This window comes from Castellaniella hirudinis (assembly GCF_047468865.1).
Lineage (GTDB): Bacteria > Pseudomonadota > Gammaproteobacteria > Burkholderiales > Burkholderiaceae_B > Castellaniella > Castellaniella hirudinis_A.
This window is the reverse complement of record NZ_JBLGTV010000017.1, coordinates 19,304-44,206: the sequence shown is the minus strand read 5'-3', so window position 1 is coordinate 44,206 and position 24,903 is coordinate 19,304. Positions and strand designations below refer to the sequence as shown.

Annotated in this window: 26 protein-coding genes; 7 read left to right on the top strand and 19 right to left on the bottom strand. The window is 65.4% G+C overall.

Annotated elements, in window-relative coordinates:
* Positions 1-170 precede the first annotated feature (170 nt).
* Positions 171-1,556 (top strand): PLP-dependent aminotransferase family protein, encoded by a 1,386-nt coding sequence (locus ACMHYJ_RS15365; RefSeq protein ID WP_414247071.1) that lies wholly within the window; start codon positions 171-173, stop codon positions 1,554-1,556.
* Positions 1,557-1,633: 77 nt separating this feature from the next.
* Here the strand turns inward: ACMHYJ_RS15365 and ACMHYJ_RS15360 are convergent, their stop codons facing one another.
* Positions 1,634-3,127, bottom strand: a complete 1,494-nt coding sequence (locus tag ACMHYJ_RS15360; RefSeq protein ID WP_414247070.1) for a CoA-acylating methylmalonate-semialdehyde dehydrogenase — start codon at positions 3,125-3,127, stop codon at positions 1,634-1,636.
* 139 nt (positions 3,128-3,266) lie between these two features.
* Here ACMHYJ_RS15360 and ACMHYJ_RS15355 point away from each other — a divergent pair, with 139 nt between their 5' ends.
* Positions 3,267-4,205 carry a LysR family transcriptional regulator gene (locus ACMHYJ_RS15355; RefSeq protein ID WP_414247069.1) on the top strand — a complete coding sequence of 313 codons (939 nt, stop codon included), beginning with the start codon at positions 3,267-3,269 and terminating at the stop codon, positions 4,203-4,205.
* Here the strand turns inward: ACMHYJ_RS15355 and lptF are convergent.
* Positions 4,202-5,317 carry an LPS export ABC transporter permease LptF gene (gene lptF, locus ACMHYJ_RS15350; RefSeq protein WP_414247068.1) on the bottom strand — a complete coding sequence of 372 codons (1,116 nt, stop codon included), beginning with the start codon at positions 5,315-5,317 and terminating at the stop codon, positions 4,202-4,204. The genes ACMHYJ_RS15355 and lptF overlap by 4 nt on opposite strands.
* A gap of 85 nt (positions 5,318-5,402) precedes the next feature.
* Here lptF and ACMHYJ_RS15345 point away from each other — a divergent pair, with 85 nt between their 5' ends.
* The 3 genes from ACMHYJ_RS15345 (at position 5,403) to ACMHYJ_RS15335 (ending at position 8,206) form a co-directional block, all read left to right on the top strand.
* Positions 5,403-6,899 carry a leucyl aminopeptidase gene (locus ACMHYJ_RS15345; RefSeq protein WP_414247067.1) on the top strand — a complete coding sequence of 499 codons (1,497 nt, stop codon included), beginning with the start codon at positions 5,403-5,405 and terminating at the stop codon, positions 6,897-6,899.
* The gene (locus ACMHYJ_RS15340) at positions 6,896-7,327 is read left to right on the top strand and encodes a DNA polymerase III subunit chi (RefSeq protein WP_414247066.1); all 432 of its coding nucleotides are present in this window, start codon (positions 6,896-6,898) and stop codon (positions 7,325-7,327) included. The genes ACMHYJ_RS15345 and ACMHYJ_RS15340 overlap by 4 nt, the downstream gene beginning before the upstream one ends.
* 177 nt (positions 7,328-7,504) lie before the next feature.
* Positions 7,505-8,206, top strand: a complete 702-nt coding sequence (locus tag ACMHYJ_RS15335) for a Bax inhibitor-1/YccA family protein (protein WP_414247065.1) — start codon at positions 7,505-7,507, stop codon at positions 8,204-8,206.
* A 99-nt stretch (positions 8,207-8,305) separates the two neighbouring features.
* Here ACMHYJ_RS15335 and recO read toward each other — a convergent pair whose 3' ends face one another.
* The 17 genes from recO to ACMHYJ_RS15250 all read right to left on the bottom strand — a co-directional run bounded on the left by recO (position 8,306) and on the right by ACMHYJ_RS15250 (position 23,413).
* The gene (gene recO / locus ACMHYJ_RS15330; protein WP_414247064.1) at positions 8,306-8,899 is read right to left on the bottom strand and encodes a DNA repair protein RecO; all 594 of its coding nucleotides are present in this window, start codon (positions 8,897-8,899) and stop codon (positions 8,306-8,308) included.
* A gap of 54 nt (positions 8,900-8,953) precedes the next feature.
* A complete protein-coding gene (gene era / locus ACMHYJ_RS15325; RefSeq protein ID WP_414247063.1) occupies positions 8,954-9,898 on the bottom strand; it encodes a GTPase Era in 945 nt (314 codons plus the stop codon).
* On the bottom strand, positions 9,895-10,644 hold the full coding sequence (gene rnc / locus ACMHYJ_RS15320; RefSeq protein WP_414247062.1) for a ribonuclease III: 750 nt from the start codon (positions 10,642-10,644) through the stop codon (positions 9,895-9,897). Before rnc ends, era begins: the two co-directional genes overlap by 4 nt.
* Positions 10,644-11,531 carry a signal peptidase I gene (gene lepB, locus ACMHYJ_RS15315; RefSeq protein WP_414247061.1) on the bottom strand — a complete coding sequence of 296 codons (888 nt, stop codon included), beginning with the start codon at positions 11,529-11,531 and terminating at the stop codon, positions 10,644-10,646. Before lepB ends, rnc begins: the two co-directional genes overlap by 1 nt.
* Positions 11,532-11,540: 9 nt before the next feature.
* Positions 11,541-13,334: a translation elongation factor 4 gene (lepA, locus tag ACMHYJ_RS15310; protein WP_414247060.1), complete on the bottom strand. Its 1,794-nt coding sequence runs from the start codon at positions 13,332-13,334 to the stop codon at positions 11,541-11,543.
* Positions 13,335-13,459: 125 nt separating this feature from the next.
* Entirely contained in the window at positions 13,460-14,935 is a 1,476-nt protein-coding gene (locus ACMHYJ_RS15305; RefSeq protein ID WP_414247059.1) for a DegQ family serine endoprotease, read from the bottom strand.
* Between the two features lie 26 nt (positions 14,936-14,961).
* Positions 14,962-15,972 (bottom strand): MucB/RseB C-terminal domain-containing protein, encoded by a 1,011-nt coding sequence (locus ACMHYJ_RS15300; RefSeq protein WP_414247058.1) that lies wholly within the window; start codon positions 15,970-15,972, stop codon positions 14,962-14,964.
* Entirely contained in the window at positions 15,969-16,478 is a 510-nt protein-coding gene (locus ACMHYJ_RS15295; protein WP_414247057.1) for a sigma-E factor negative regulatory protein, read from the bottom strand. The genes ACMHYJ_RS15300 and ACMHYJ_RS15295 overlap by 4 nt, the downstream gene beginning before the upstream one ends.
* A 9-nt stretch (positions 16,479-16,487) precedes the next feature.
* Entirely contained in the window at positions 16,488-17,087 is a 600-nt protein-coding gene (gene rpoE, locus ACMHYJ_RS15290) for an RNA polymerase sigma factor RpoE (protein ID WP_414247056.1), read from the bottom strand.
* A 10-nt stretch (positions 17,088-17,097) separates the two neighbouring features.
* Positions 17,098-18,327 (bottom strand): beta-ketoacyl-ACP synthase II, encoded by a 1,230-nt coding sequence (fabF, locus tag ACMHYJ_RS15285; protein ID WP_414247055.1) that lies wholly within the window; start codon positions 18,325-18,327, stop codon positions 17,098-17,100.
* A gap of 136 nt (positions 18,328-18,463) precedes the next feature.
* The gene (acpP, locus tag ACMHYJ_RS15280; protein ID WP_043680887.1) at positions 18,464-18,703 is read right to left on the bottom strand and encodes an acyl carrier protein; all 240 of its coding nucleotides are present in this window, start codon (positions 18,701-18,703) and stop codon (positions 18,464-18,466) included.
* Between the two features lie 185 nt (positions 18,704-18,888).
* Entirely contained in the window at positions 18,889-19,629 is a 741-nt protein-coding gene (gene fabG / locus ACMHYJ_RS15275) for a 3-oxoacyl-ACP reductase FabG (RefSeq protein WP_414247054.1), read from the bottom strand.
* Between the two features lies 1 nt (position 19,630).
* Complete coding sequence (gene fabD / locus ACMHYJ_RS15270; protein ID WP_414247052.1) at positions 19,631-20,563, bottom strand: ACP S-malonyltransferase; 933 nt, start codon at positions 20,561-20,563, stop codon at positions 19,631-19,633.
* Between the two features lie 9 nt (positions 20,564-20,572).
* The gene (locus ACMHYJ_RS15265) at positions 20,573-21,547 is read right to left on the bottom strand and encodes a beta-ketoacyl-ACP synthase III (RefSeq protein WP_414247051.1); all 975 of its coding nucleotides are present in this window, start codon (positions 21,545-21,547) and stop codon (positions 20,573-20,575) included.
* Between the two features lie 19 nt (positions 21,548-21,566).
* Entirely contained in the window at positions 21,567-22,610 is a 1,044-nt protein-coding gene (gene plsX, locus ACMHYJ_RS15260) for a phosphate acyltransferase PlsX (RefSeq protein WP_414247090.1), read from the bottom strand.
* Positions 22,611-22,649: 39 nt separating this feature from the next.
* Positions 22,650-22,832: a 50S ribosomal protein L32 gene (gene rpmF / locus ACMHYJ_RS15255; RefSeq protein ID WP_414247050.1), complete on the bottom strand. Its 183-nt coding sequence runs from the start codon at positions 22,830-22,832 to the stop codon at positions 22,650-22,652.
* Between the two features lie 65 nt (positions 22,833-22,897).
* The gene (locus ACMHYJ_RS15250) at positions 22,898-23,413 is read right to left on the bottom strand and encodes a YceD family protein (protein ID WP_414247049.1); all 516 of its coding nucleotides are present in this window, start codon (positions 23,411-23,413) and stop codon (positions 22,898-22,900) included.
* 138 nt (positions 23,414-23,551) lie between these two features.
* Here ACMHYJ_RS15250 and ACMHYJ_RS15245 point away from each other — a divergent pair, with 138 nt between their 5' ends.
* Both ACMHYJ_RS15245 and ACMHYJ_RS15240 read left to right on the top strand, forming a co-directional pair.
* Entirely contained in the window at positions 23,552-24,145 is a 594-nt protein-coding gene (locus ACMHYJ_RS15245; protein ID WP_414247048.1) for a Maf family nucleotide pyrophosphatase, read from the top strand.
* A gap of 20 nt (positions 24,146-24,165) precedes the next feature.
* The gene (locus ACMHYJ_RS15240; RefSeq protein WP_414247047.1) at positions 24,166-24,876 is read left to right on the top strand and encodes an SAM-dependent methyltransferase; all 711 of its coding nucleotides are present in this window, start codon (positions 24,166-24,168) and stop codon (positions 24,874-24,876) included.
* Positions 24,877-24,903: the final 27 nt, after the last annotated feature.

Here is a 24,903-nt window from a genome sequence, read left to right as displayed (position 1 = left end):
TGCTGGTTGCCAATCGCCAATCGCCAATCGCCAATCGCCGGTTGCCGGTTGCCGGTTGCCGGTTGCCACGCCCACATTCTGCGGCCGATCTCCCGCGCCTGTCTCGCACAGCGGCTGTGATATGCTGCAAACTGTTTGCTTATTTTTTCAAACAGTACGAAAGGGGGCCTATGGACTTCTTCGCCCAGGCCAAGGCCGCCATTCTGCGCGGCGAATGGACGGCGGGGCAGCGCTTGCCGTCCATCCGGCAAATGGCCGCCCTCAAGCGGGTCAGCCATCACACCGTGGTCAGCGGCTATGCGCGGCTGGTGGGCGAAGGGCTGCTGGAAGCCCAACAGGGCCGGGGCTACTTTGTGTCCCGCTGGGCCTGCGCGGCGGATCCCGCGCCCCCGCCCGAGGCCAGCCCGATGGCCGACCCGCTGTACAGACTGCTGCAGGCCACGCCCGACAAGATCAAGCTGGGATGCGGCTGGCTGCCGCCATCCTGGCGGGACACCGAAACCCTGGCCAGGGCGATCCGCAAGACCGCCCGCTCGGGGCAAAGCGCGCTGGTGGAATACGGCGACATCCAGGGCTACCCGCCGCTCAGAAAACAACTGTCGGCCCACCTGCGCAGGACGGCCCGCATTGAGGTCGCCCCCCAGCACATCCTCACCACGCTGGGCGCCACCCAGGCGCTCGACCTGATCCTGCACCGGCTGGTCCGGCCCGGCGACCACGTCCTGGTGGACGAGCCCTGCAACGGCAACCTGATCCAGCTTATCCAACTGCACCAGGGCATTCCGCTGGGTGTCCCCAGACGCCGGGACGGCCCGGATCTGGACAGCCTGGACAGGCTGCTGCAAGCCCGCCCGATCAAGGCATTTTTTTGCAACAGCACCTATCACAACCCCACCGGCGCGGGCCTGAGTCCGCAATCCGCCTTCCAGGTGCTGAAACGCGCCATCGAGCACGATTTCATCATCGTGGAGGACGACGTCTACGGCGACTTCCAGCATGGCCCGCGCCAGACTTTCGCGCAGCTGGACGACTTGGATCACGTCATCTACATCGGCAGTTTTTCCAAATCGCTGTCCGCCTCGCTGCGCATTGGCTACATCATCGGCGCCCGGCCCCAGGTCGACGCCCTGATCCAGTTGAAACTGCTGACGTCGGTGGCGGTGCCCGGGTTCTGCGAGCGCTTCGTCAACACCATCCTGGCCGACGGTTCTTATGCCCGGCATATCCAGGACATCCAGCGCAAGCTGATGACGCGGCAAAGGCTGGCCCAGGCCTTGCTGAAACGACACGGCTGGGCGTTCGACATCCAGCCGGACGGCGGCATGTTCCTGTGGGCCGGGCACCCGGATCTGCCGAATCTTTCAGGCTATATCCGGCAGGTCGAACAACAGGGCGTCCTGCTGCTGCCGGGCAGCGCATTCTCGGTGTCGGGGGGCTTCCAGGACAAAATCCGCATCAACGTGGCCCACCTGGGCCGGGATGCCGCGCCGTATCTGGATGTCCAGCGCGCCAGCCCGTCTGCCCCGCCCCGCCAAGCCGCCCAGCGGCGGGCATGAAAAAACCCGGCCGGCGCCCCGGGCATCGCCAAGCGATGCGGCGGGACAAGCCGACCGGGTTTTCCAGCCCTACGGAATTACTTCATGGCAATCGTAGTATTGATATCCGTGGGGTGCGCCTGCCAACGGGCGGTGATGGTCTTGGTCTGCGTCCAGAAATAAATGGACTGGCGGCCATTGGGGCCCAGGTCGCCCAGCTTGGACGCCCGCGAACCCGTAAAGCTGAACCAGGCCACCGGCACCGGGATGGGGATGTTGATGCCCACCTGGCCGACATCGACGTGATTCTGGAAATAACGCGCATGGCCGCCATCCTGGGTGAAGATGGAGGTGCCATTGCCATTGGGGTTGGCATTGATGAACTCGACGGCCTCTTCCAGGGTGTCCACCAGCACCACGGACAGCACCGGGCCGAAGATTTCTTCCTCGTAGAGGGACATGCCCGCCTTGACCTGGCTGAAGATGGTGGGGCCGACGAAATTGCCTTGTTCGTAGCCGGGCACCTGCACGCCCCGGCCATCCAGCAGCAGTTCGGCGCCTTCGTCCACGCCTTTCTGGATCAGGCCTTCGACGCGTTTTTTGGCGGCGGGGGAAATCAGGGGGCCGAGATCGGCCTTGCGGTCGGTGCCGACGTTGATTTTCAATTGGCGGGCGCGTTCGACGAAATCGGGCAGCCACTTCTGGGCCTCGCCCACCAGCACCAGCACCGAAATCGCCATGCAGCGTTCACCCGCCGCCCCGAAGGCCGCGCCCAGCATGGAGTTGAGCGCGGCATCGCGGTCGGCATCCGGCATGATGACGCTGTGGTTCTTGGCCCCCATCATGGCCTGGCAGCGCTTGCCCGCATCGGACGAGCGGCGGTAGATTTCGGTGCCCACGCGGGTGGAGCCGATAAAGGAAACGGCCTTGATGTCGGGGTGATCGCACAGCGTGCCGGCGACCTCGGGGCCGCCATGCACCACATTCAGCACCCCGGGGGGCAAGCCGGCCTGTAAGGCCAGTTCGGCCACCATCAGGGATGCGGTGGGGTCTTGCTCGGAGGGCTTGTAGACGAAGGTATTGCCCATGGTGACGGCAATCGGGAACATCCAGCACGGCAGCATCACCGGGAAATTGAAAGCGGTGATGCCCGCGCACACCCCCAGGGGCTGCAAGACGTTGTAGACGTCAATGCCGGTGGCGGCGTTTTCGGCGTAATCGCCCAGCTGCAGCACATTGGCCGACACGGCGTGTTCCACGCCCTCCAGGCCCCGCGCCACTTCGCCCTCGGCATCCGGCAGGGTCTTGCCGTGTTCGCGCGACAGCACCTCGGCGATCTTGGTGGTGTTCTCGCGCAGCAGACGGGCCAGGTCGGTCATGATCTGGCGGCGCTTGGCCTGGCTGACGCCGCGCCAGGTCTTGAAGGCTTCCTTGGCATTTGCGATGGCCCGCTCGACTTCCGCCGGCGTGGCAAAAGGCACCCGCGCCACGACTTCCTGGGTGGCCGGGTTGATGACGTCGCGCCATTCCTGGGTTTCGGACTGGATCAGTTTCCCGTCGATCAGCAGCGGGACGCGTGGGATATCGCTCATGCAAGTCTCCTGAATAAGCATAGATTTGCCAACCAGTGTAGTTGTGTAAAAAACAGATTGCTAGCAAAATATTTGCACATTGCTTGACGATTTTTGCACAACAACATCCCCCTGCCGCCAGGCAGCACAGGCCGCGCACATGAACGATTGGGACTCGATCCGTTATTTTCTGGAAGTCGCCCGCACCCAGCGGGCCAGCGCCGCCGCCGTGCGGCTGGGGGTGCGGCACAGCACGGTCACCCGGCGCATCCGCGCCTTGGAATCCGACCTGGGGATCAACCTGTTCGAGAAATCACGCGCCAGCGGCTTTACCCTGACCGAAGAAGGGCTGCAGTTCTTCGTGCATGCCGAACAGGTCGAAAGCACCTTGCTGGCGGCCCAGGAAGCCTTGTCGGGCGCTGCCCAGGGGCTGGCCGGACACCTGCGCATCGGCTCCACCGAAGGCTTCGGCAGCACCATCCTGACGCCGCTGATGGTGGACTTCCAGCGGCTGCACCCCGGCATCACGCTGGACATCATGCCGGTGCCGCGCTACATCAGCCTGTCCAAGCGCGAGGCCGACATCGCCATCGCCCTCGAACGCCCCCAGCGCGGGCCCTATCTGTGCACCAAGCTGGCGGACTACGCCCTGAAACTGTACGGCACCCGCGACTACCTGGGCCGCCACGCCCCAATCCGGCGGCCAGCCGATCTGGCCCGCCACACCTTCATCGGCTATGTGGACGAACTGCTATTCAGCGACCGGCTGCGCTACCTGGACGACTGGGTGCAGGCCAAGCAGGTGGTGTTTCGCAGCACCAGCGTGCTGGCCCAGTACCAGGCCGTCCTGGGCGGCCAGGCGCTGGCGATTTTGCCGTGCTTTCTGGCCGCCCAGGATCGCCGCCTGGCGCCGGTGCTGGATGCGGACATCCAGGTCGGCCGCAGCTTCTGGATGTACTGCCACGAAGACCTGCGCCAGACCCGGCGGGTCATGGCGATCTGGGACTACCTGAAACAGGCCATCGACCTGAACCGCGGCCTGCTGCTGGGCACGCAGCGCGCACTGCAGACCCCGAACCGGCCCGCCGTCCCGGGTTAGTCGGCCGGCCGCGCCGCGCGGCGCGGCCGGCGCAAGCGCGTGCGATACCACAGCATCCCCAGCCCCAAGGCCAGAAACAACACATGCACCAGCCAGACCCCCACGGCAAAGGACAACACCTCGTTGGCAATCCAGCCGCGCGAAAGATTGATCAGGTTCATGTACAGCAGCGCCAGCAGCCCGGCCAGCAGCAGATCGCCCGAGCGGCCCAGCCGGGGGTTGACGGCCCCCAGCGGCAAGGCGATCAAGGCCAGGTTCAGCACGGCGATGGGCAGCGCCAGGCGCCACATCAGCTGCGACAGGGACTCGGCATCGCCGCGCTGCAGCAGATCGAGCGTGGGCCGGGCCTTGATTTCCTGCAGCGCCTTCTGGCGGGCGGCTTCCAGGGCGCCCGGGTCGGTGCGGCTTTCGATGCGCACCCCGTAATTGTCGAAATCCAGCAGGCGCAGTTCCGGGGTGCCCGGCTTCAAGTCGTAACGGTGGCCCGGGCCCAGCACCAGGAAGCGGTCGCCGTTTTCTTCCGTGCGGATGGTTGCGCTGTCGGCGGTGAAGATACTGAGCCAATCGGGCTCGATGACCCGGGCCATCACCCGGCCCAGCTCATCGTCCGGGTTTCGGGGAGATTCGGCGAAGAACACCCGCTGCCCGTCGTCGGTTTCAATGAACTGCCCCGCCGTGACCTTGGACAGATCGGAGCGCTGCTCGAAGCGCTGGCGGTATTCGGCAATCTGGCCATACGCCCAGGGGGACGCCGCCAGGGTCAGCGCGGCGACCACCAGGGCCACCGGCACCGCGAACCACAGGATGGGACGCAACCAGCTGGCCAGGGACAGCCCGCTGGCGAACCACACAGCCATCTCGGATTCACGGTAGCTGCGGGTGACGGTGGTGAGCACCGCGATGAACAAGGCCACCGACAGGATCACCGGCAGTGCCGTCATGCTGGAAAACGCCGCCAGGCCCAGCACCACGTTGGCGCCGATGTCGCCCGCCGCCGCCTGACCCAGCAAACGCACGATCAGCACACTGAGCCAGACGACCAGCAAGGTGGAGAACACGATGCCGGCATGGCTGGTGATCTCTGAAAAAACGGCGCGTTTGAACAATGACATGGGAAAATGCGGAATAATGACCCGTCAATCCCGAAAGCGCGAGCGGCCGAAGCCGACACACACCGCTGGACCAAAGGAAATACGAATGGAATTTAGCACAAGCACCACCACCATCCTGCACACCCTGAAAACCCAGGCACTGGCGGTGGGGGTTTTCAAAGACGGCAGCCTGAGCCACGCCGCCGACCTGCTGGATCAGGCCGCCCAGGGGGCCATCCGCGCGGTCGCACAGACCGAGTTCGAGGCCGCCCCCGGCAACTGCCTTCCCCTGCACGCCCCGGCGGGCATCACGGCCGATCGCGTCATTCTACTCGGACTGGGCGACCCTGAAAAACTGTCCGCCACGACCCTGGCCCAGGCCCACCAGGCCTTCGCGGCCTACTGCGCGCGCGCCGGGGTGGCCACGGCCACCTCCACCCTATGCGGCCTGGATTGCCCCGGCGCCGCCGTCGCCGACCTGGCCCGCACCGCGGCCCGGCTGGTCAGCGCCGCCGCCTACCGCTACGACCGGACCTTCAGCCAGGCCAAGCCCGCCGTCAAACTGCGCAGCTTCACCCTGCACCTGTCGCGCAGCCAGGCCGCCCAGGCCAAGCCCGGCCTGGCCCAGGGGGCCGCCATCGGCGCCGGGGTCAACCTGGCCCGCCTGCTGGGCGATCTGCCGCCCAACGTCTGCACGCCCACCTACCTGGGCCAGACCGCCCGCGACCTGGCCAAGCAATACAAAACACTCAAGGCCGAAGTCCTGGATCAGAAAAAAATCGAAGCCCTGAACATGGGCTCCTTCCTGTCCGTGGCCAAAGGCTCGGTGCAGCCGCCGGCTTTCATCGTGCTGCGCCACACCCCTGGCCAGACGGCCGCGCGCAAGGCCGCCCCCATCGTGCTGGTGGGCAAGGGCATCACCTTCGACGCCGGCGGCATCTCGCTCAAACCCGGTCCGGCCATGGACGAAATGAAATTCGACATGTGCGGCGCCGCCAGCGTGCTGGGCGCCATGCGCGCCGTGGCCGAGCTCGACCTGCCGCGCGAGGTCATCGCCATCGTCCCCAGCTGCGAAAACCTGCCCAGCGGCGCGGCGCTCAAGCCCGGCGACATCATCACCAGCATGTCCGGCCAGACCATCGAAGTCCTGAACACCGACGCCGAAGGTCGCCTGATCCTGTGCGACGCCCTGACCTACGCCGAGCGCTTCAAACCCGCCGCCGTCATCGACGTCGCCACCCTGACGGGGGCCTGCGTCATCGCCCTGGGCCACGTCAACAGCGGCCTGTTCACCCAGGACGAAGCCCTGGCCGCCGACCTGCTGGCCGCCAGCCGCCAGGCCCAGGATCCCGCCTGGCGCATGCCCCTCGAAGACGCCTACCAGGATCAGCTGAAATCCAATTTCGCCGACATGGCCAATATCGGCGGGCGGCCCGCCGGGTCCACCACGGCGGCCTGCTTCCTGTCGCGTTTCACGGGCAAATACCGCTGGGCGCACCTGGACATCGCAGGCACCGCGTGGCTGGAAGGCAAGCAAAAAGGCGCCACCGGACGCCCGGTGCCCCTGCTGGTGCAATATCTGCTGGGCCAATCCCAGGCATGAGCCGCATCGACTTCGCCTATGGCGCGGCGCACCGCCTGCGGGCGGCGTGCCGCACCACGGCGCGCCACGTGCAGGCGGGCCACCGCCTGCTGGTCTACTGCACCGACCCCAAACGGCTGCGGCGCTTCGACAGCCTGCTCTGGGAATTCGATCCCATCAGCTTCATCCCCCACGCCCTGCCCGACGACCCGCTGGCGGACCAAGCCCCCGTCCTGCTGCTGCCCGATGCCGCAACCCTGGATCAGGCCCCGGACGCCCCCTGGCTGCTCAACCTGGATCTGGACTGCCCGCCGCAGGCCCGGCGTTTTGCGCGCATCCTGGAGATCGTTTCGGGCCACCCCGCCGACCAGCAGGCCGCCCGCCAGCGCTGGGCGCAATACCGCCAGGACGGGCATGACGTCCGCGGGCATCAGCTCGCCACCACCTGACCCGCCACGCCGTCATGCCGCCAGACACGGAACCTTGGCCCGCGATCGGTGTCAAACCCGTTGCGGCACAGCGACTGCACTGGACGCATGGATTCAGCTTCATGTAAGATTCCAGTAACCCGCTGGCTATCCTATACTGCGCCATCCCCTTGTTCCGACACTAGACAGGAAACCACCATGTCCGACTTTCGCCACTCCCTACCGCGTGCCGGCACCTATAACACATCGGTCACCGTCCGCAACCGCGTGCTGCGCAACACCTACTGGCTGCTGGCCCTCTCCCTGATCCCCACTGTGCTGGGCGCTGCGCTGGGCCTCACGTCCGGGGTCAACCAGTTCATGGCCGCCAGCCCCGGCGTCAGCACGCTGGTGTTCCTGGTGGGGGCCTTCGGCCTCATGTTCCTGGTCGAGCGCAACAAAAACTCGTCCCTGGGGGTGGTTCTGCTCCTGGGCTTCACCTTCTTCATGGGGCTGATGCTGTCGCGCCTGCTGGGGCATGTTCTGGGCATGGGCAACGGCGCCCAGCTGATCATGCTGGCCTTCGGCGGCACGGCGGCCGTCTTCGGCACCATGGCCACCGTGGCCAGCACCACCAAACGCGATTTCACCCACTTGCAGAAATTCCTGTTCGTGGGCGTCATCCTGCTGCTGGTGGCCATGGTCGCCAACATGTTCCTGCAGATCCCGGCCCTGATGCTCACGCTGTCCGTGCTGGCCATCGGTATTTTTTCCGCCTTCCTGCTGGTCGACCTGCAGCGCATCATCAATGGCGGCGAAACCAACTACGTTTCGGCCACCCTGGCGGTCTACCTGGATCTCTACAATATCTTCACCAACCTGCTGATGCTGCTGGGCATCTTCGGCGGCAGCCGCGACTAAACGCCACGGCCTTTTTCGCCGCGCCACCGCGCGGCGCCCCGCGCCGGCAGGCGATACCCCGCCGCCCCCTCGCCACCCCGAGAGGGCGGCGTTCCATTTTCAATACCGCTGCAAATCCATCAACACCTGGCGCGTGCGCAAAGGCGTTTCCAGCAACTGATCCAGGCGTTCGCGCAGGGCCTGCCGCAGGGCCGGTTCCTGCGCGACGTCGTCGAAATCCGGCGGCGGGCCATCCACCCCGTAGCCGGCCTGTTCCAGCAGCAACCACTCAAACCGCCGCAAGGCCGGGGCCAGGGGCTGCCCGGCCCCGAGCGCCAGGGCGTCCAGAGCCGCATCGTAGGCGTCATACACGCCGGGGTGCGGGTCTTCACGCCCCAACAGGCGCAGAATCAGCTCATTCAAGTACCAGGCCGACAGCATTGCGCGGCCCGCCAGCAGGCGCACCGGCCCGGATTCCGCCCGGGTCAGGGTATGGATGTCCCCCGTCCCCACCGACCACGACAGGCTCAAGGGCTGAAACGCCACCAGCACGGGGCGCAGCACCGAATACGGCCGCTTGGCCCCCTTGGCCACCAGCACCACCAGGCCGTGATCCCGGCTGAAGCACTGGGCCAGCAGCGAGGTTTCACGCCAAGGGCTGGCATGCAGCACATAGGCCGGCGCGTCCAGAACCCGAACACCCCGTTTGCTCATGGGCGGCCCCGGCCGATCCCGGGGAAGCCCGGCGCCCCGAAAGGCTGTCCGGGTTCAGTCATAGCCCAGTTCGCGCAGCGTGGCGTCGCGCCCGGACCAGCCCTTGCGCACTTTGATATAGATGTCCAGGTGGACGGCCTTGTCCAGCAGGCGCACGATGTCCTGGCGGGCTTCGGTGGCGATGCGTTTCATGTGCTGGCCGCCGGCCCCCAGCAAAATGGGCCGATGGCTGTCGCGCTCGATCACGACGCACGCGGCGATCCGCGCCCCGGCATCGTTTTCTTCCCATTGTTCGATGACCACCGTGCAGCCGTAGGGCAGCTCATCGCCCACCAGGCGGAAAATCTTTTCGCGGATCAGTTCGGATACCAGAAAACGCACCGGACGATCGGTAAACGCATCGGCTTCGAACAAGTGCTCGCCCGCGGGCAGATACTGGGCGATTTCCCGCAGCAAAACATCCAGCTGCACCCCGCGCAGGGCGCTGAGGGGCACCACGGCGGCATAGGGAAACTGCTGCGTCAGACGCGCCACATAGGCGAACAGGGCGTTCTTGTCCTTCAGGGCATCGACCTTGTTGACCGCCAGAATCACCGGACAATGCCGGGGCAGCAAGGGCACCACAGCCGCATCGCCGGCGGACCATTTGCCCGCCTCGACCACATGCACCACCACATCGACCTCGGCCAGCGCCTGAGTGACCACGCGGTTCATCATGCGGTTCATGGCCCCGCCATGGCGGGTCTGGAAGCCCGGGGTATCGACAAAGACGAATTGATCCGCGCCCTGCGTCAACACCCCGTGGATGCGATGCCGGGTGGTCTGGGCCTTGCGCGACACGATGGACAATTTGGCGCCGATCAGCGCATTGCCCAAGGTGGATTTGCCGACGTTGGGACGTCCCACCAGGGCCACGAAGCCGCAGCGGCCAGCCGCCTGCGCGGCTGGCCCGGACGGCGCCCGGCTCTCGGGGGTGAAAGAAGAATCCGACTGGGTCATGGGGACTCCGAAGCAGCGGGCGTGGCGGACGCGGATGTTTTGTGGTGCCGCCGCCGGGATCGCCGGATCGGCCCCAGGGCCTGCACGGCCGCAATCGCCCGGGTGGCGGCGGCCTGCTCGGCGGCCCGGCGGCTGCCGCCGCACGCCTGCACGTCGATCGCCAGCGCGGGCACCCGGCAACTGACCTCGAACGTCTGGTCGTGGGCCGCGCCGCGCACCGACATCACTTGGTAGCGCGGTAAATCCAGCCCCCGGCCCTGCAGAATTTCCTGCAGCTGGGTCTTGGGGTCTTTGCCGCTGGCCCGCACATCCAGGTGATCCAGCAAGGGGCGGTACAGGCGGGCGATCACGCCGCGCGCCTGCTCATAGCCACCGTCCAGGTAGACGGCCCCCAGGATCGCTTCGACAGCATCGGCCAGAATGGACGGACGGCGAAAACCGCCGCTTTTCAGCTCGCCCTCGCCCAGCCGCAAGTGCTCGGACAGGGCCAGCCGCTGGGCGATGCCGGCCAGCGCGGACTGCTTCACCAGATTGGCCCGCACCCGCGACAGATCGCCCTCGTCCATCTCGGCGTGTTCGGCGAACAACAGGGTGGAAACGACGAAATTCAGAATGGAATCGCCCAGGAACTCCAGGCGCTCGTTGTGCGGCATGCCATGGCTGCGGTGGGTCAGCGCCTGGGCCAGCAGGCCCTGATCCCGGTACTGATAGCCCAGGGCCTGCTGCAGCGTATCCAGGCCGGCCATCAGTGAAAGCCCCCGATGCGGCTGGGCGAACTGAAATTCATCCAGACGAAGAAGGCCCGGCCCACCAGGTAGCGATCCGGCACGAAGCCCCAATAGCGGCTGTCCAGGCTATTGTCGCGGTTGTCGCCCATCATGAAGTAATGGCCTTCGGGCACCGTGCAGCGCACGCCATCGCTGAAATACGTGCAGGCTTTGAAGTCGGGGAAGCGCGTAATGGGCATGATGTCCTGCGGCGCATTCACATTCAGCAGAATCCGGTGCGACACCGCCCCCAGTTGTTCCTGGTACTGCCCGACATAGTTTGCGCGGTCGGGCTCGTAGTAGTCGCCGTCGCGGGCATGAGGCACCACCTGGCCATTGATGGACAGCACCTTGTCGCGGTATTCCACCACATCGCCGGGCAGGCCCACCACGCGCTTGATGTAATCGACGTCGGGGTCGACCGGGTAGCGGAACACCACCACATCGCCGCGCTGAGGCACCCCCAGGGGAATGATTTTCCGGTCGACCACCGGCAGGCGGATGCCGTACTGGAATTTATTCACCAGAATCAGGTCGCCGTTTTCCAGCGTCGGCAGCATGGAGCCCGACGGGATGCGGAACGGCTCGACCACAAAGGAGCGCAGCACGAACACGAACAGGATGACCGGAAAGAAACTGACACAGTATTCGACCCACCACGGCGCCTGCAGCGCCCGGTTGTACGCCTGCTGGCATTCGGCCTGCAGCGCCTGCGGATCCAGGCCCGCCGCGTTGTTGCGGCAGGCCTGGGCGGCGGCCTGCGCGCGCGCGCGGCGCGCCTCGCGCAGGCGCACACGATCCCACAGCCAGACCAGACCCGTCACCACCAGGGCAATGAACAGCAAAAGAGCGAAATCCCAGCTCATGAATTATCCTTACTTATCGTCGACCTGCAAGACGGCCAGGAAGGCTTCCTGGGGGATCTCGACATTGCCGACCTGCTTCATGCGTTTCTTGCCGGCTTTTTGTTTTTCCAGCAGCTTCTTTTTACGCGAGATATCCCCGCCGTAACACTTGGCCAGCACGTTCTTGCGCAGGGCCTTGACGTTTTCCCGGGCCACGACCTCGACGCCGATGGCCGCCTGGATGGCAATGTCGAACATCTGTCGCGGGATCAGGCCGCGCATGCGCGTGACGACTTCCCGGCCCCGGGGCCGGGCGTTGGCCCGGTGCACGATCATGGACAGGGCATCCACTCGATCGCCGTTGATCAGGAGATCGACCCGCACCACGTCGGCGACCCGGTATTCCTTGAACTCGTAATCCATGGAGGCGTAGCCCCGGGACACGGATTTCAGGCGGTCGAAGAAATCCAGCACGATTTCAGCCAGCGGTATCTCGTAGCTGAGATGCACCTGGCGGCCGTGGTAGCTCATGTTGAGCTGCACGCCGCGCTTGGCCGTGCACAGGGACATCACCGGCCCGACGTATTCCTGCGGCATGAACAGCGTGACGGTCATGATGGGCTCGCGGATTTCCTGGATGTGGCCGACCTCGGGCATGCGCGCCGGGCTGTCGACCATCATCAGCGTGCCATCGCGGTGCAGGACTTCATAGACCACGGACGGCGCCGTGGTGATGATGTCCATGTCGAATTCGCGTTCCAGGCGCTCTTGCACGATATCCATGTGCAATAGGCCCAGAAAGCCGCAGCGGAACCCGAACCCCAGCGCCTGCGAGACCTCGGGCTCGAACATCAGGGAAGAATCATTGAGCTTGAGCTTTTCGAGGGAATCCCGCAACTGGTCGTATTCGCTGGATTCCACCGGATAGACCCCCGCGAACACCTGCGGCTTGACTTCCTTGAAACCCGGCAAAGGCGCGGCGGCGGGTTTGGCCGCCAGGGTGACCGTGTCGCCGACCTTGGCGTGTTCGAGTTCTTTGATGCCGGCGATGACGAAACCGACCTCGCCCGCCGACAGCGACGGGCGCGGCTGGGATTTCGGTGTGAACACCCCCAGCTGTTCGCACAGGTGCGCGGCGCCGGTGGCCATCAGCAGCAGCTTGTCCTTGGGCCGCAGCGTGCCGTTGACGATGCGCACCAGCATCACCACCCCCACGTAATTATCGAACCAGGAATCAATGATCAGCGCCTGCAGGGGGGCATCGGGGTCGCCTTCGGGGGGCGGCACGCGCGCCACCACGGCTTCCAGGATTTCGTCGATGCCCAGGCCGGTCTTGGCGCTGGCCTGGATGGCGTCGGTGGCGTCGATGCCGATGACGTCCTCGATCTCCGACGCGGCGGCATCGGGGTCGGCCGAAGGCAGATCCATTTTGTTCAGCACGGGCAGGACTTCGACGCCGAGTTCGATGGCGGTGTAGCAATTGGCCACGGTCTGGGCCTCGACCCCCTGGGTGGAATCGACCACCAGCAGCGCGCCCTCACAGGCCGACAGCGAGCGGCTGACCTCGTAGGAGAAGTCGACGTGGCCCGGCGTGTCGATGAGGTTGAGCGCATACACCCGCCCATCGGCGGCGGTATAGCGCAGCGCGGCCGTCTGGGCCTTGATGGTGATCCCGCGTTCGCGTTCGATATCCATGGAATCGAGCACCTGGGCCGCCATCTCGCGGTCTTGCAGACCGCCGCAGCGATGGATCAGGCGATCGGCCAGGGTCGATTTGCCATGATCGATGTGCGCAATGATGGAGAAGTTGCGGATGTGGTCCATAGGGCAGGAATCAGTGATATCAGATGGGGCGGGCGCCGCGGCGCCGCCAGCAAAAAAGGGGGCGCTTCCGGGCGCCCCCTTCCGTTCAGCCGGTATTTTAGCTTTTTCCCGGCAAAGGGTCGTGTTCAGGGTTTGAGGATGACCCACTGGGATTGCTGGTCGCGGCTGACCAGCAGCACGACCGGCTTGTCCTTGGGCAGCCCTTTGACGATTTTCTCGTACTGCTTGGGACTGGTGATGTCGGCGTCGTTGATGCGCAGCACGATATCGCCGACCTCGATGCCGGACTCGGCGGCGACGCCCTCGGCCCGGCTGACCTCGACCCCCTCGGAATCGGTATCCGCGGGCAGCGCCTTGACCGCCAGGCCCAGGCGATCCGTGCCATCGGCAGCGGCGGCTTCAGGCTCGTCCTGGCTCGTGGCCGGCTGTTCGAGTTCGGCCACCTTGGACTTGAGATCCAGCGACTTGCCCTTGCGCCAGACCTGGATCGTGGCGTGGGTGCCCGGCTTGGTCGACCCCACCAGACGCGGCAGATCGGACATATGCTTGATGTCGTGGCCATCGAACTGGGTGATCACGTCGCCGGGATGCACGCCCGCCTTGGCGGCCGGGCCGTCCGGGTCCACGCTGCTGACCAGCGCGCCGCGCCCATCCTCCAGGCCCAGGGCCTTGGCGACGTCGTCCTGGACCTCGGTGATCTGCACGCCGATGCGGCCGCGAATGACCTTGCCATGGGCTTTGAGCTGATCCACCACGCGCATGACTTCGTCGATGGGGATCGCCAGAGAAATCCCCATGAACCCGCCGCTGCGCGAGACAATTTGCGAGTTGATCCCCACCACCTGGCCTTCCAGGTTGATCAGGGGGCCGCCCGAATTGCCCGGGTTGACGGCCACATCCGTCTGGATGAACGGCAGGTAGTCGCCGGTGTCGCGGTTGATCGCGCTGACGATCCCCGCCGTGACGGTGGAATCCAGCCCGAAGGGCGACCCGATGGCCAAGACCCACTGGCCTTTTTTCAGGGTGTCGGAATCGCCGATCGGCAGGGGCTTGAGGTCGTCGGCGTCGATCTTGAGCAAAGCGATATCCGTGCGGGCATCCGTGCCGATGACTTTGGCCTTGTATTCCTTGCCATCGGTCATGGTGACGAAGATGCCATTGGAATTATCGACCACGTGGTTATTGGTCAGGATATAGCCATCCGCGGACAGGATGAAGCCCGAGCCGATGCCGCGCGGCACGGTGCGTTCCTTGGGGGCCGGTTGGTTGGGCTGCGCGTGCGGGCGCGGCGCCTGCCGGGGGTTCATCCCGGGCGGCATGAAGTCCGGGCCGAAGAACCAGCGGAACAGGTCGGAGGGATCGCCGCCCGGCGCGCCCGGGTTGCGGCCCACGGGGATGGTTTCAGTGGTGCGGATATTGACCACGGAATTTTCGGTGTCGGCAACCACCTGGGTGAAATCGGGCAGCGCCGCGACACGGGCGGACACGGCGGGCTGGGCCTGCGCCGCCCCCATCGGCAAGGTGGAAACCAGCAGCAGGCTGGTGGCGGCACACGCCGCAAGCCGCTGGATGCCCGAGGCGTTGGGCAGAGTAAAAGCCATGGAGTTCTCCTTGGAGAGTGTTTTTTTCAATGGGCGGCTTGCGGCACGTATTGTGCGGTGCGCACCAGCGCCTGAACCGTCTGCTCCGGCACTTCGCCCACAGCGGTCAGCCAGTAGGACGCCAGACGCATTCGGTAGATATTGACCGCGCCCTGTCGCAAGCCGCCCTGTCTGATGTTTTGATCGCGTTCGGGGTCAAAGGTTTCAATAAAAATTGAAATCGCGGCCAAACCATCGGAAATCACGAATTGATTGACGGCATGCCGCTGGCCGAACTGGCGCACCAACTGGGCCGCCGGCTCGAAACCGGCGGGCAGGCTGAAACGCCACCCCTGCGCTTGCAGATCGGTCTCGGCGCTGGCTTCGGTCACCAAACGCCAGCTGCGGGTATCCCAGGGCGGCACCAGATTGACGGGCTGCGCATCGGCCCCTTGCCGGATGCTGCTGAATGCCGTCTGGTCAATCAACTGCCCATCGGGCCCCAGGGTCTGGATTTTCAGCAACAGGTGGGTCTGGCTATCGGTGCAGATTCGGTAGCTGTAGCGCAGGTCGTCGCGCGCTTTCAGATCCGAGACCGCGCACTCGCGCCCCGCCACCCGGTCGGAAGCCACCGGGGGCTGCCAATCGTAGTGCTTGATGATCGACTGCGCATTGGCCAGCAGCAAGGCGGGAAAATGGTCGCTGCGGGCCTGCTGGCTGATGACCAGCTTGGGCTTTGGATACAGGCATTGTTCGATGCCGTTTTGGCGCAGGCATTCGCGGGGCGGGCCATCCAGCACCTGAAGCCGCTCGCGTTCGCCGGTGCCGTCCAGCACGTGGGTCAGCTGGAAAGCCAGCAGCTGATGGCCTTGCTGGTACACGTACAGCCCGGTGTAGTCCGTTTGGCGGGCCGAATCCTGCACTTGCTGCAAAAAGGCCAGCACATCGGGGGATGCGGACGGTGCGGGATCGAGGTCGGCGGCCTGCGCGCCCCCCAGCAGCAAGCCCAGCAGCAGGCCCCCCGCCCAGCGCGCCCTGGTCCAGCGGCGGGTGATCATTGGGCACGCCCCAGGCGGTCGAACGCGGCCTGGCGCATCGGCCCCGCCCCCGCCATGGCCTGGTGCGCGGCCATGTAGCTGTTCAGAGAGGGGTCGTCGATATCCGCATCACGGGCCTGCGCCAGGACGGTTGGCGACTCGGTGAGGACATCGGTGTCCGCCAGAAAAGGCCGGGCCACCCAAACCACCGACGCCACCGCCGCCGCCACCGCCAGGCCCGACAGCCCCAGGCGCCACGCATGGTGGCCCGCCAAGCGGGCCGGGGCCACGATGGCCGGTTCGGCGTCCAGCGCCGCCGACACCCGGGCGTAGAAGCGCTCGGAGGGCTGCAGGGCAAGATCCTGGCTGCGCATGACATCGCCAATCAGGTGATACGTGTCCCAGACCTGTCGGCCGTAGGGGCTGTCCAGTTCGTCGGCGCGCAAATCGGCCTCGCCGTCCACCCAGGAAGACACGGCGGCTTCCCAGTCGTGGCCGGCCAGGTCGGAATCAGTCTTGAGGTTCATAGGGGCTCCTTACCAACGCCGGGCCGAGTCTTGATCCATGACGGGACGCAGACGCGCGGCAATGGCCTCGCGCGCCCGGAAGATACGCGACCGGACGGTCCCGATGGGGCACTGCATGGTGTTGGCGATATCTTCATAACTCATCCCTTCGATTTCACGCAGCACGATGGCCGTCCGCAAGTCATCGGGCAAAGCCTCGATGGCCTGGTTGACGGTCTGGGCGATCTGGCGGCTGGCCAGGACGGATTCCGGCGTGCTGCTATCGCTTAGGCCATCAATCTGGTCAAAAGTTTCACCGTCTTCTTGCTCGGTCACGGAAACGGTGACCGGCCGCCGGAAACTGGCGGCCTGCCAATTGCGGGCGGTATTGATAGCGATCCGATACAGCCAGGTGTAGAAGGCGCTCTCCCCCCGGAACTGGGGCAAAGCGCGATAGGCCTTGACGAAGGCTTCCTGGGCGACATCCTCGATGTCGGCGGGATCGCGGATCATGCGGGACAGCAGGCGCATGATCTTGCGCTGATATTTGATCACCAGCAGATCGAAAGCATGCCGGTCGCCGCGCCGCACGCGCTCGACCAGCGCGAGGTCGACCTCGCGCTCGCTCATGCCGCCGCCCTTAGAGCCGCCCCACGATCATCGAACCGTTGGTGCCGCCGAATCCGAAGGAATTCGACAGCGCCACATCGATTTTCAGATCGCGGGCCTGATTGGCGCAATAATCCAGATCGCACTCGGGATCCTGGTTGAAGATGTTGATGGTGGGCGGCGACACCTGGCGCTGAACGGCCAGGGCCGTGAAGACCGCCTCGATCCCCCCCGCGGCCCCCAGCAGATGGCCCGTCATGGACTTGGTGGAATTGACCACCAGCCGGCGGGCGTGATCGCCGAAGGCCAGCTTCAATGCCTCGGTTTCGTTCTTGTCCCCCAAAGGGGTGGACGTCCCGTGCGCATTGACATAGCTGATCTGGTCGGGATTGACGCGGCTGTTGCGCAAGGCGTGCAGAATCCCCCGGCGCGGGCCGTCCTGATCGGGACTGGTGATGTGGTGCGCATCGGAACTCATGCCGAATCCCAGGAATTCGGCATAGATGCGGGCACCCCGCTGCTTGGCGTGCTCGTATTCTTCGAGCACCAGCACCCCCGCGCCCTCGCCCAGCACGAAGCCATCGCGGTCTTTGTCCCAGGGCCGGGATGCCGTGGCGGGGTCGTCGTTGCGGGTGGACAAGGCGCGCATGGCGGCAAAACCACCCATGCCCAGCGGGGACACCGAGCTTTCGGCCCCGCCGGCCACCATGATGTCGGCGTCGCCGTACTCGATGAGGCGGGCGGCATCGCCGATGCAATGCAGACCCGTGGTGCAGGCGGACACCACCGCGTAGCTGGGCCCTTTCAGCCCCAACCGGATGGAGAGCTGGCCGGAAATCAGGTTGATCAGGGAGGCGGGCACGAAAAACGGCGAAATCCGCCGGGCGCCGCGCTGCAGGAATTCGATCTGGGTTTCCTCGATGCGCGGCAGGCCGCCGATCCCCGAGCCGACGATGGTGCCGATGCGGTCGGCATCCTCGCGGTCGATGTCCAGGCCGGAATCGCGCCAGGCCTGAATGCCCGCCGCCACCCCGTAATGGATGAAGGTATCCATCTGCTTGGCTTCTTTGACGCCGATGTAGTCGGCGACCTGGAAACCCTTGACCTCGCCAGCGATCTGGCTGTTTAGCACGGAAGCGTCGAATCGCGTGACCTGGCCAATCCCGGATCGGCCATGAACCAAGTTGTCCCAGGCGGTTTCGACATCATTTCCCACAGGCGACACGATGCCCAGCCCGGTTATGACGACTCGTCGTTTCACATATGGCTCCTGAAATGAAAAAGGCAGCCCATGGCAGATCATCAGGTCGGACACGCCAGCGCCTGCCCGATGATTACCCGTCACGAACTGCCCGTGGCCCGAGCGCGGCCCATTGCCTGCGCCGGGTTGGAAAAAATTACTGTTTGCTATGCGAGGTGATGTAATCGACCGCCTGCTGCACCGTCGTGATTTTTTCGGCTTCCTCGTCGGGGATTTCCGTTTCGAATTCGTCTTCCAGGGCCATCACGAGCTCGACCATGTCGAGCGAATCGGCACCGAGGTCGTCAAGGAAGGAAGATTCGTTTTTGATCTCGGCTTCATTGACGCCAAGTTGTTCAGCGACGATCTTCTTGACGCGCTGTTCGATGCTTTCCATGCATATCTCCAGTTAGGGAAAATCCCGCGAATTATAGCCAAACGAGCACAGCTGGGCTGCGGGGTTGTAGTCAAAAAAAGCAGGTCGGGACCAGAAAAACAAAGGCTGGCTAAACAAACACCGAATACTGCCTACTGAGTCTGAACGGATTTTACCTTAGACGGCAGGCATCCGTTCTTAATGGATTACATGTACATTCCGCCATTGACGTGCAGCGTCGTGCCTGTTACATAACCGGCCTGCGGGCTGGCCAGAAAGGCCACCGCACTGGCGACGTCCTGGTCGGTGCCCAGGTGGCCCAGGGGGATTTGCTGCAGGATAGCGGCCTTTTGCGCGTCGTTGAGCGCACGGGTCATGTCCGTGTCGATGAAGCCGGGGGCCACGCAATTGACGGTAATGCCCCGGCTGCCGAGTTCCTGGGCCAGGGAACGCGACAAGCCCGCCACGCCGGCCTTGGCCGCCGCATAATTGACCTGCCCGGGGTTGCCGCTGTAGCCCACCACCGACGTGATGTTGATGATGCGGCCCCAGCGGGCTTTCATCATGGCCTTGGCCACCCCGCGAGACAGGCGGAACACGGCGGACAGGTTGGTGCCGATGACCGCCGCCCAATCGTCGTCTTTCATGCGCAGCACCAGGCCGTCGCGGGTGATGCCCGCGTTGTTGACCAGGATGTGCGGCCCGCCCTGCCCGGCCAGTTCGGCCAGCAGCGCATCGCAGGCCGCGGCGTCGTCCACATTGAGCACCGCGCCGCGCCCGCCGTGGGCGGCCAGCGCGGCGCTGATGCCTTCCGCCCCCGCGGGCGACGTGGCGGTGCCGACGACGGTTGCGCCAGCGGCGGCAAGCTGCTGGGCGATGGCCCGGCCGATACCGCGCGAAGCGCCCGTCACCAGGGCGATTTTGCCCGTCAGATTGGATGTTTCCATATCAGGCTCCCAGGGTGTCCAGCGTCTGCTGCAACGACGCCGGATCGGTAATATTGCAGGTAACCAGGTCGCGGTCGATGCGCTTGGCCAGGCCCGACAACACCTTGCCCGGGCCGCACTCGACCAAATGGGTGACCCCCTGCCGTTTCATGGATTGAATGGTTTCGACCCAGCGCACCGGATGCCAGGCCTGACGCACCAGGGCATCGCGGATGGCGGCGGGATCCGCGGGCATGGCCACGTCGACGTTATTGATCAACGGCACGGCGGGCGCGCGAACCGGGACGGCCGCCAAGGCCTCGGCAAGCGCCTGCGCCGCCGGCCGCAGCAGACGCGAATGGAAAGGCGCGGACACCGGCAGCGGCAGCGCGCGCTTGGCGCCGGCGGCCTTGGCGAGTTCGCAGGCTTTTTCGACCGCCGCCGCATGCCCGGCGATGACCACTTGGGCAGGGGCGTTGTAATTGACGGCCTCGACGATCAGGTCGCCACTGGCCTGGGCGCACACCTGGCGCACGGTGTCGTCATCCAGGCCGAGGATCGCCGCCATGCCGCCCTGCCCCACAGGCACCGCCGACTGCATGGCCTGGGCCCGCACGCGAACCGTGCGCACGGCATCTTCCAGGCCCAAGGCATCGGCGGCCACCAGGGCCGAGTATTCGCCCAGGCTATGCCCCGCCACCAGGGCGGGAACCGGGCCGCCCGCCTGCCGCCAGGCGCGATACATCGCAACCGAGCACAGCAGCATGGCAGGCTGGGTGTTGGCGGTGAGGTTCAGGGCGTCGGCCGGCCCTTGGGCGATCAGGCCGGCGAGGTCTTCGCCCAGCGCCAGATTGCCCTGCTGCAAAATGGCCTGCACCTCCGCATGATCGGCCCAGGCATCCATCATGCCCACGGCCTGAGACCCCTGTCCCGGAAAAATGAAAGCGATTTTCATGCGCGACCCCTAGATTTTGACGAGCACCGAGCCCCAGGTAAAGCCACCCCCCACGCCCTGCAGCAAGACCAGCTGCCCAGCCTGGATGCGGCCGTCGCGCAAGGCGACGTCCAGCGCCAGGGGGACGCTGGCCGCCGAGGTATTGGCGTGCTTGTCCAGGGTGACGATGAGTTTTTCCTCGGGCAGCCCCAGCTTGCGGCTGATGAAATTGAGAATGCGCACATTGGCCTGGTGCGGCACCATCCAGTCGAGGTCGGCCAGTTCGACCCCGGCCTCCTCGCAAACCTGCTGCGCCGAGCGCGTCAGGGAATTGACGGCCAGCTTGAACACCGCCTGCCCGTCCATGCGCAGGAAAGGATCGCCCGTGACCTGCCCGCCCGACACATGCCCCGCCGCGCACAGAATGTGCTGCTGACGGCCGTCGGCGTTCAGTTGCGCGGCCAGGATGCCGGGTTCTTCGGCGGCACTGAGCACCATGGCCCCCGCCCCGTCGCCGAACAGCACACAGGTGCGGCGATCCGACCAGTCGAGGATGCCGGAAAAGACCTCGGCCCCGATCACCAGGGCGTGGCGCGCCCGCCCGGCGCGGATCATGGCATCGGCCGTCGCCATGGCATAGACGAAACCGCTGCACACGGCCTGCACGTCAAAGGCGGCCGCCCCGCCCACGCCCAGGTTGGCCTGAACCAGGCAGGCCGTGCTGGGAAAAATAAAATCCGGGGTGGACGTCGCCACGATGATGAGGTCGAGATCCTCGGCCCGCAGATCGGCGTTTTCCAGGGCCAGCCGGGCCGCCGCCGTGGCCAGCGCGCTGGTCTTGACGCCCGGATCGGCGATATGGCGCTGACGGATACCAGTGCGTTCGGTGATCCAGGTGTCCGATGTTTCGACACCGCGCGCGGCAAGGTCGGCTGCCAATTCATCGTTGCTGACGACACGAGGGGGCAGATAACCGCCGGTTCCGGCAATCCTGGCGTATGGCATATCGGTTCCGAATTAAGGTCTAGGCGGCAGGGGATGGATCGCCCGAGGGCGAGGGCATCCGGCTGCGCAAGGCTTCCAGGCGTTGGATAGTGCCCTGAAGCAGGCCATTGAGGACGGCTTCGCGGGCGCGCTGCAGCGCCTGCCCGTAGGCATAGACATCTGCCGAGCCGTGGCTTTTGATGACAATCCCGCGCAGCCCAAGCAGTGCTGCGCCATTGTAGCGGCGATTATCCACCCGGGCGCGAAAACGCCGCAAGACCGGCGTGGCCACCAGGCCGGAGGCCATCGTCAACGGATTGCGGCGGAATTCCTCGCGCATCATGGTGCTGATCATGCGCGCCAGGCCTTCGACGGATTTCAGGACGACATTGCCCACGAAGCCATCGCAGACGACGACGTCGACGGTGCCTTTGAAGATATCGTCGCCCTCGACGTTGCCGTAGAAATTGAGCCCGCTGCCGCGCAGCAGGTCGGCGGCCTGCTTGACGACCTCGTTGCCCTTGATGAGTTCTTCGCCGATGTTCAGCAGGCCCACGGCGGGCTGCGCTTGCCGGTCGACCGCCGACACCAGGGCGGCCCCCATCAGGCCGAATTGCAGCAGATGATCCGCCGTGCAATCGACATTGGCGCCCAAATCCAGCACCGTGGTGGCGCCGCCTTTTTGATTGGGCAGGGCCGTGGCGATGGCCGGCCGGTCGATGCCGTCCAGCGTTTTCAGGACATAGCGGGAAATCGCCATCCAGGCGCCCGTATTGCCGGCGGACACGGCCGCATCCGCGCGCCCGTCCTTGACGGCCTGCGCCGCCACCCGCATGGATGAGTCTTTCTTGCGACGCAAGGCGACCTCGACCGAATCGTGCATCGTGACGACTTCGGAGGCATGCAGGATGTCGAGCTGCCCCAGCGGGCGGCCCGACGCGCCCAGCAGGGGGCGAATCTGGGATTCATCCCCCACCAGCAGGCAGCGCGTATCCGGGTAGGCCTGGGCAAAAGCCACCGCCGCCGGCACCGTCACGGGCAGACCATGGTCGCCGCCCATGCAGTCGATGGCGACAGTAACGATACGATCGGGCATTGAACGAATTGTGGCGAAGACGCCTGATTATTCGTCGTTCTTGGTTTTCAGAACCTTGCGGCCGCGATACACCCCGTTGGGGCTGATGTGGTGGCGCAGGTGTTGTTCGCCCGTGGTGGGCTCGATGGCCGTGGCGGGCGCGGAAAGGAAATCGTGCGAACGATGCATGCCGCGCTTGGACGGGCTCTTTTTGTTTTGCTGGACAGCCATGGTGACTCCTGAGATCGGGGCCGCTCATTTTAAAGTAAGCACGAGCCCGCGTGTTGAATGGGTTGTTAGTGTTTCCTGAGCTGTTCGAGAACAGCAAAGGGCGATGGTTTGTCCTGCCGCGCGGCGCCCGCCGCACCAGCCTGCCCGGACACGCCCGGGCACACGTCATGCCGGGGCGCATAAGGCAGAACCAGAATCAGTTCGTCTTCGACCAGGGACAGCAAATCCAGCCGTTGATCGGCCAGCACATACTCAATATCCGGGCCTTCGCCGCTGGATTCCAGGGTGTCCAAGGCATCCAGGCTGGCTTGGTCGGGCGCCAAACCCACGGTATTATCCACCCGCAGCATGACCGGCATGGTTTCCAGGCAGCGCTGGCACACCAGGCCGACCTGGCCCTGGGCCTGGATATCCAGCCACATCCGGCCGGTCGGGGCATCATGGCCGCCGGCCACTTGCCAGCTGATTTCAGCGGTTTGCGGTGTGGGCAGGCCCTGGCAAAGCCGGGTAAATTCGTGCGCCGCCGTGCGCCCCTCGGCCACACGCAAGGCCCGCGCAAAATCCTGGGCATCAATCTGCATGGTACTGGTCTCTAAGGGTTGGCTAAGGCGTACTGATTATTCTGGTTGCCAAGAAAACTCTAGATTTTAATTGACTTTCACAAGTTAAGTCAATTTGTTCACCAGGCATTAAACTAAGCGTTTTTCCCACGACACGACATGAGCCTTATCCTGGCGTCCAGTTCGCCCTACCGGCGCGAGCTATTGCAGCGGCTGCGGCTACCTTTCCAGTCGCTCGCGCCCGATATCGACGAACATCCCCTGCCCGGCGAGACCCCGCGCCTGCTGGCCCGACGCCTGGCGCAGGCCAAGGCCCGGCGCATCCTGGCCGACCATCCCGGGGCCCTGGTGATCGGCTCGGATCAGGTGGCCGACTTCAATGGCCGGCCGATGGGCAAGCCCGGATCCTACCCCGCCGCGCAAGCGCAATTGCAAGCCTTCAGCGGCCACACCGTGGTGTTTCACACCGCAGTATGCGTCTGCGCCGAAGACGACAGTCTGGTCGAGGACGTGCCCACCGAATGCCGGTTCCTGCCGCTGACCCCAGCGCAAATCCAGCACTACCTGCGCACCGAACAGCCTTTCGACACGGCGGGCAGCGCCAAAGCGGAAGCCCTGGGGATCGCCCTGATGGCGCAAATGCGCAGCGACGACCCGACCGCGCTGATCGGCCTGCCCTTGATTGCCGTGTGCCGGATGCTGCGCGCCTTCGGCATCGACCCCTTGAGCCCACCCCCCACCGCGCCGCAATAAAGCGGCCCTTTCATTCCGCCATGACTACCTTGCATCTCATTCCCGTCGGCCTGGGCGATTCGGACCCGGCGCGCTGGCTGCCCCAGGCGGCCCAGGACACCACCGCCGGCCTGCGTTTCTTCATCGCCGAAAATGCCAAGACGGCCCGAGCCTTCTTGAAGCAGGTCGGCACCTCGGCCCCGCTGCAGGACATCGTCATCCAGACGCTGCGGGCCGACACCACGGCACAGGAAATCAGCGCGTGGCTGGCCGCGGTGCCCCCGGATCAGGATCTGGGGCTGGTGTCCGAAGCGGGCTGCCCCGCCGTGGCCGACCCCGGCGCCCTGGTGGTGGCCCAGGCGCATGCGCGCGGGCTGCGGGTTCGTCCCTGGGCAGGGCCTTCGTCGATCATGCTGGGCCTGATGGCCAGCGGCCTGCAAGGCCAGCGCTTCGCGTTCCATGGCTATGCGCCGGTCAAGCCGCGTGAACGCGATGCGCAGCTGCGGGCCTGGGAATCCGCATCGCACAAGCAGCAGCAGACGCAAATCCTGATCGAAACGCCGTATCGCAACCCGGCGCTTTTCAGTGCGCTGCTGGCGACGCTGCGGGACACGACGCGGCTGTGCGTGGCCAGCGCGCTCACCTGCGAAGATGAATCCATCCGCACACTGAGCATCCAAGCCTGGCGCAAGGCGGGCGCCCCGGATTTCGAGCGGCGGCCGACTTTATTCTTGTTTTTGGCGGGGGCGTAGCCCCGCCCGCCCCCGCGGCGCGGGCCG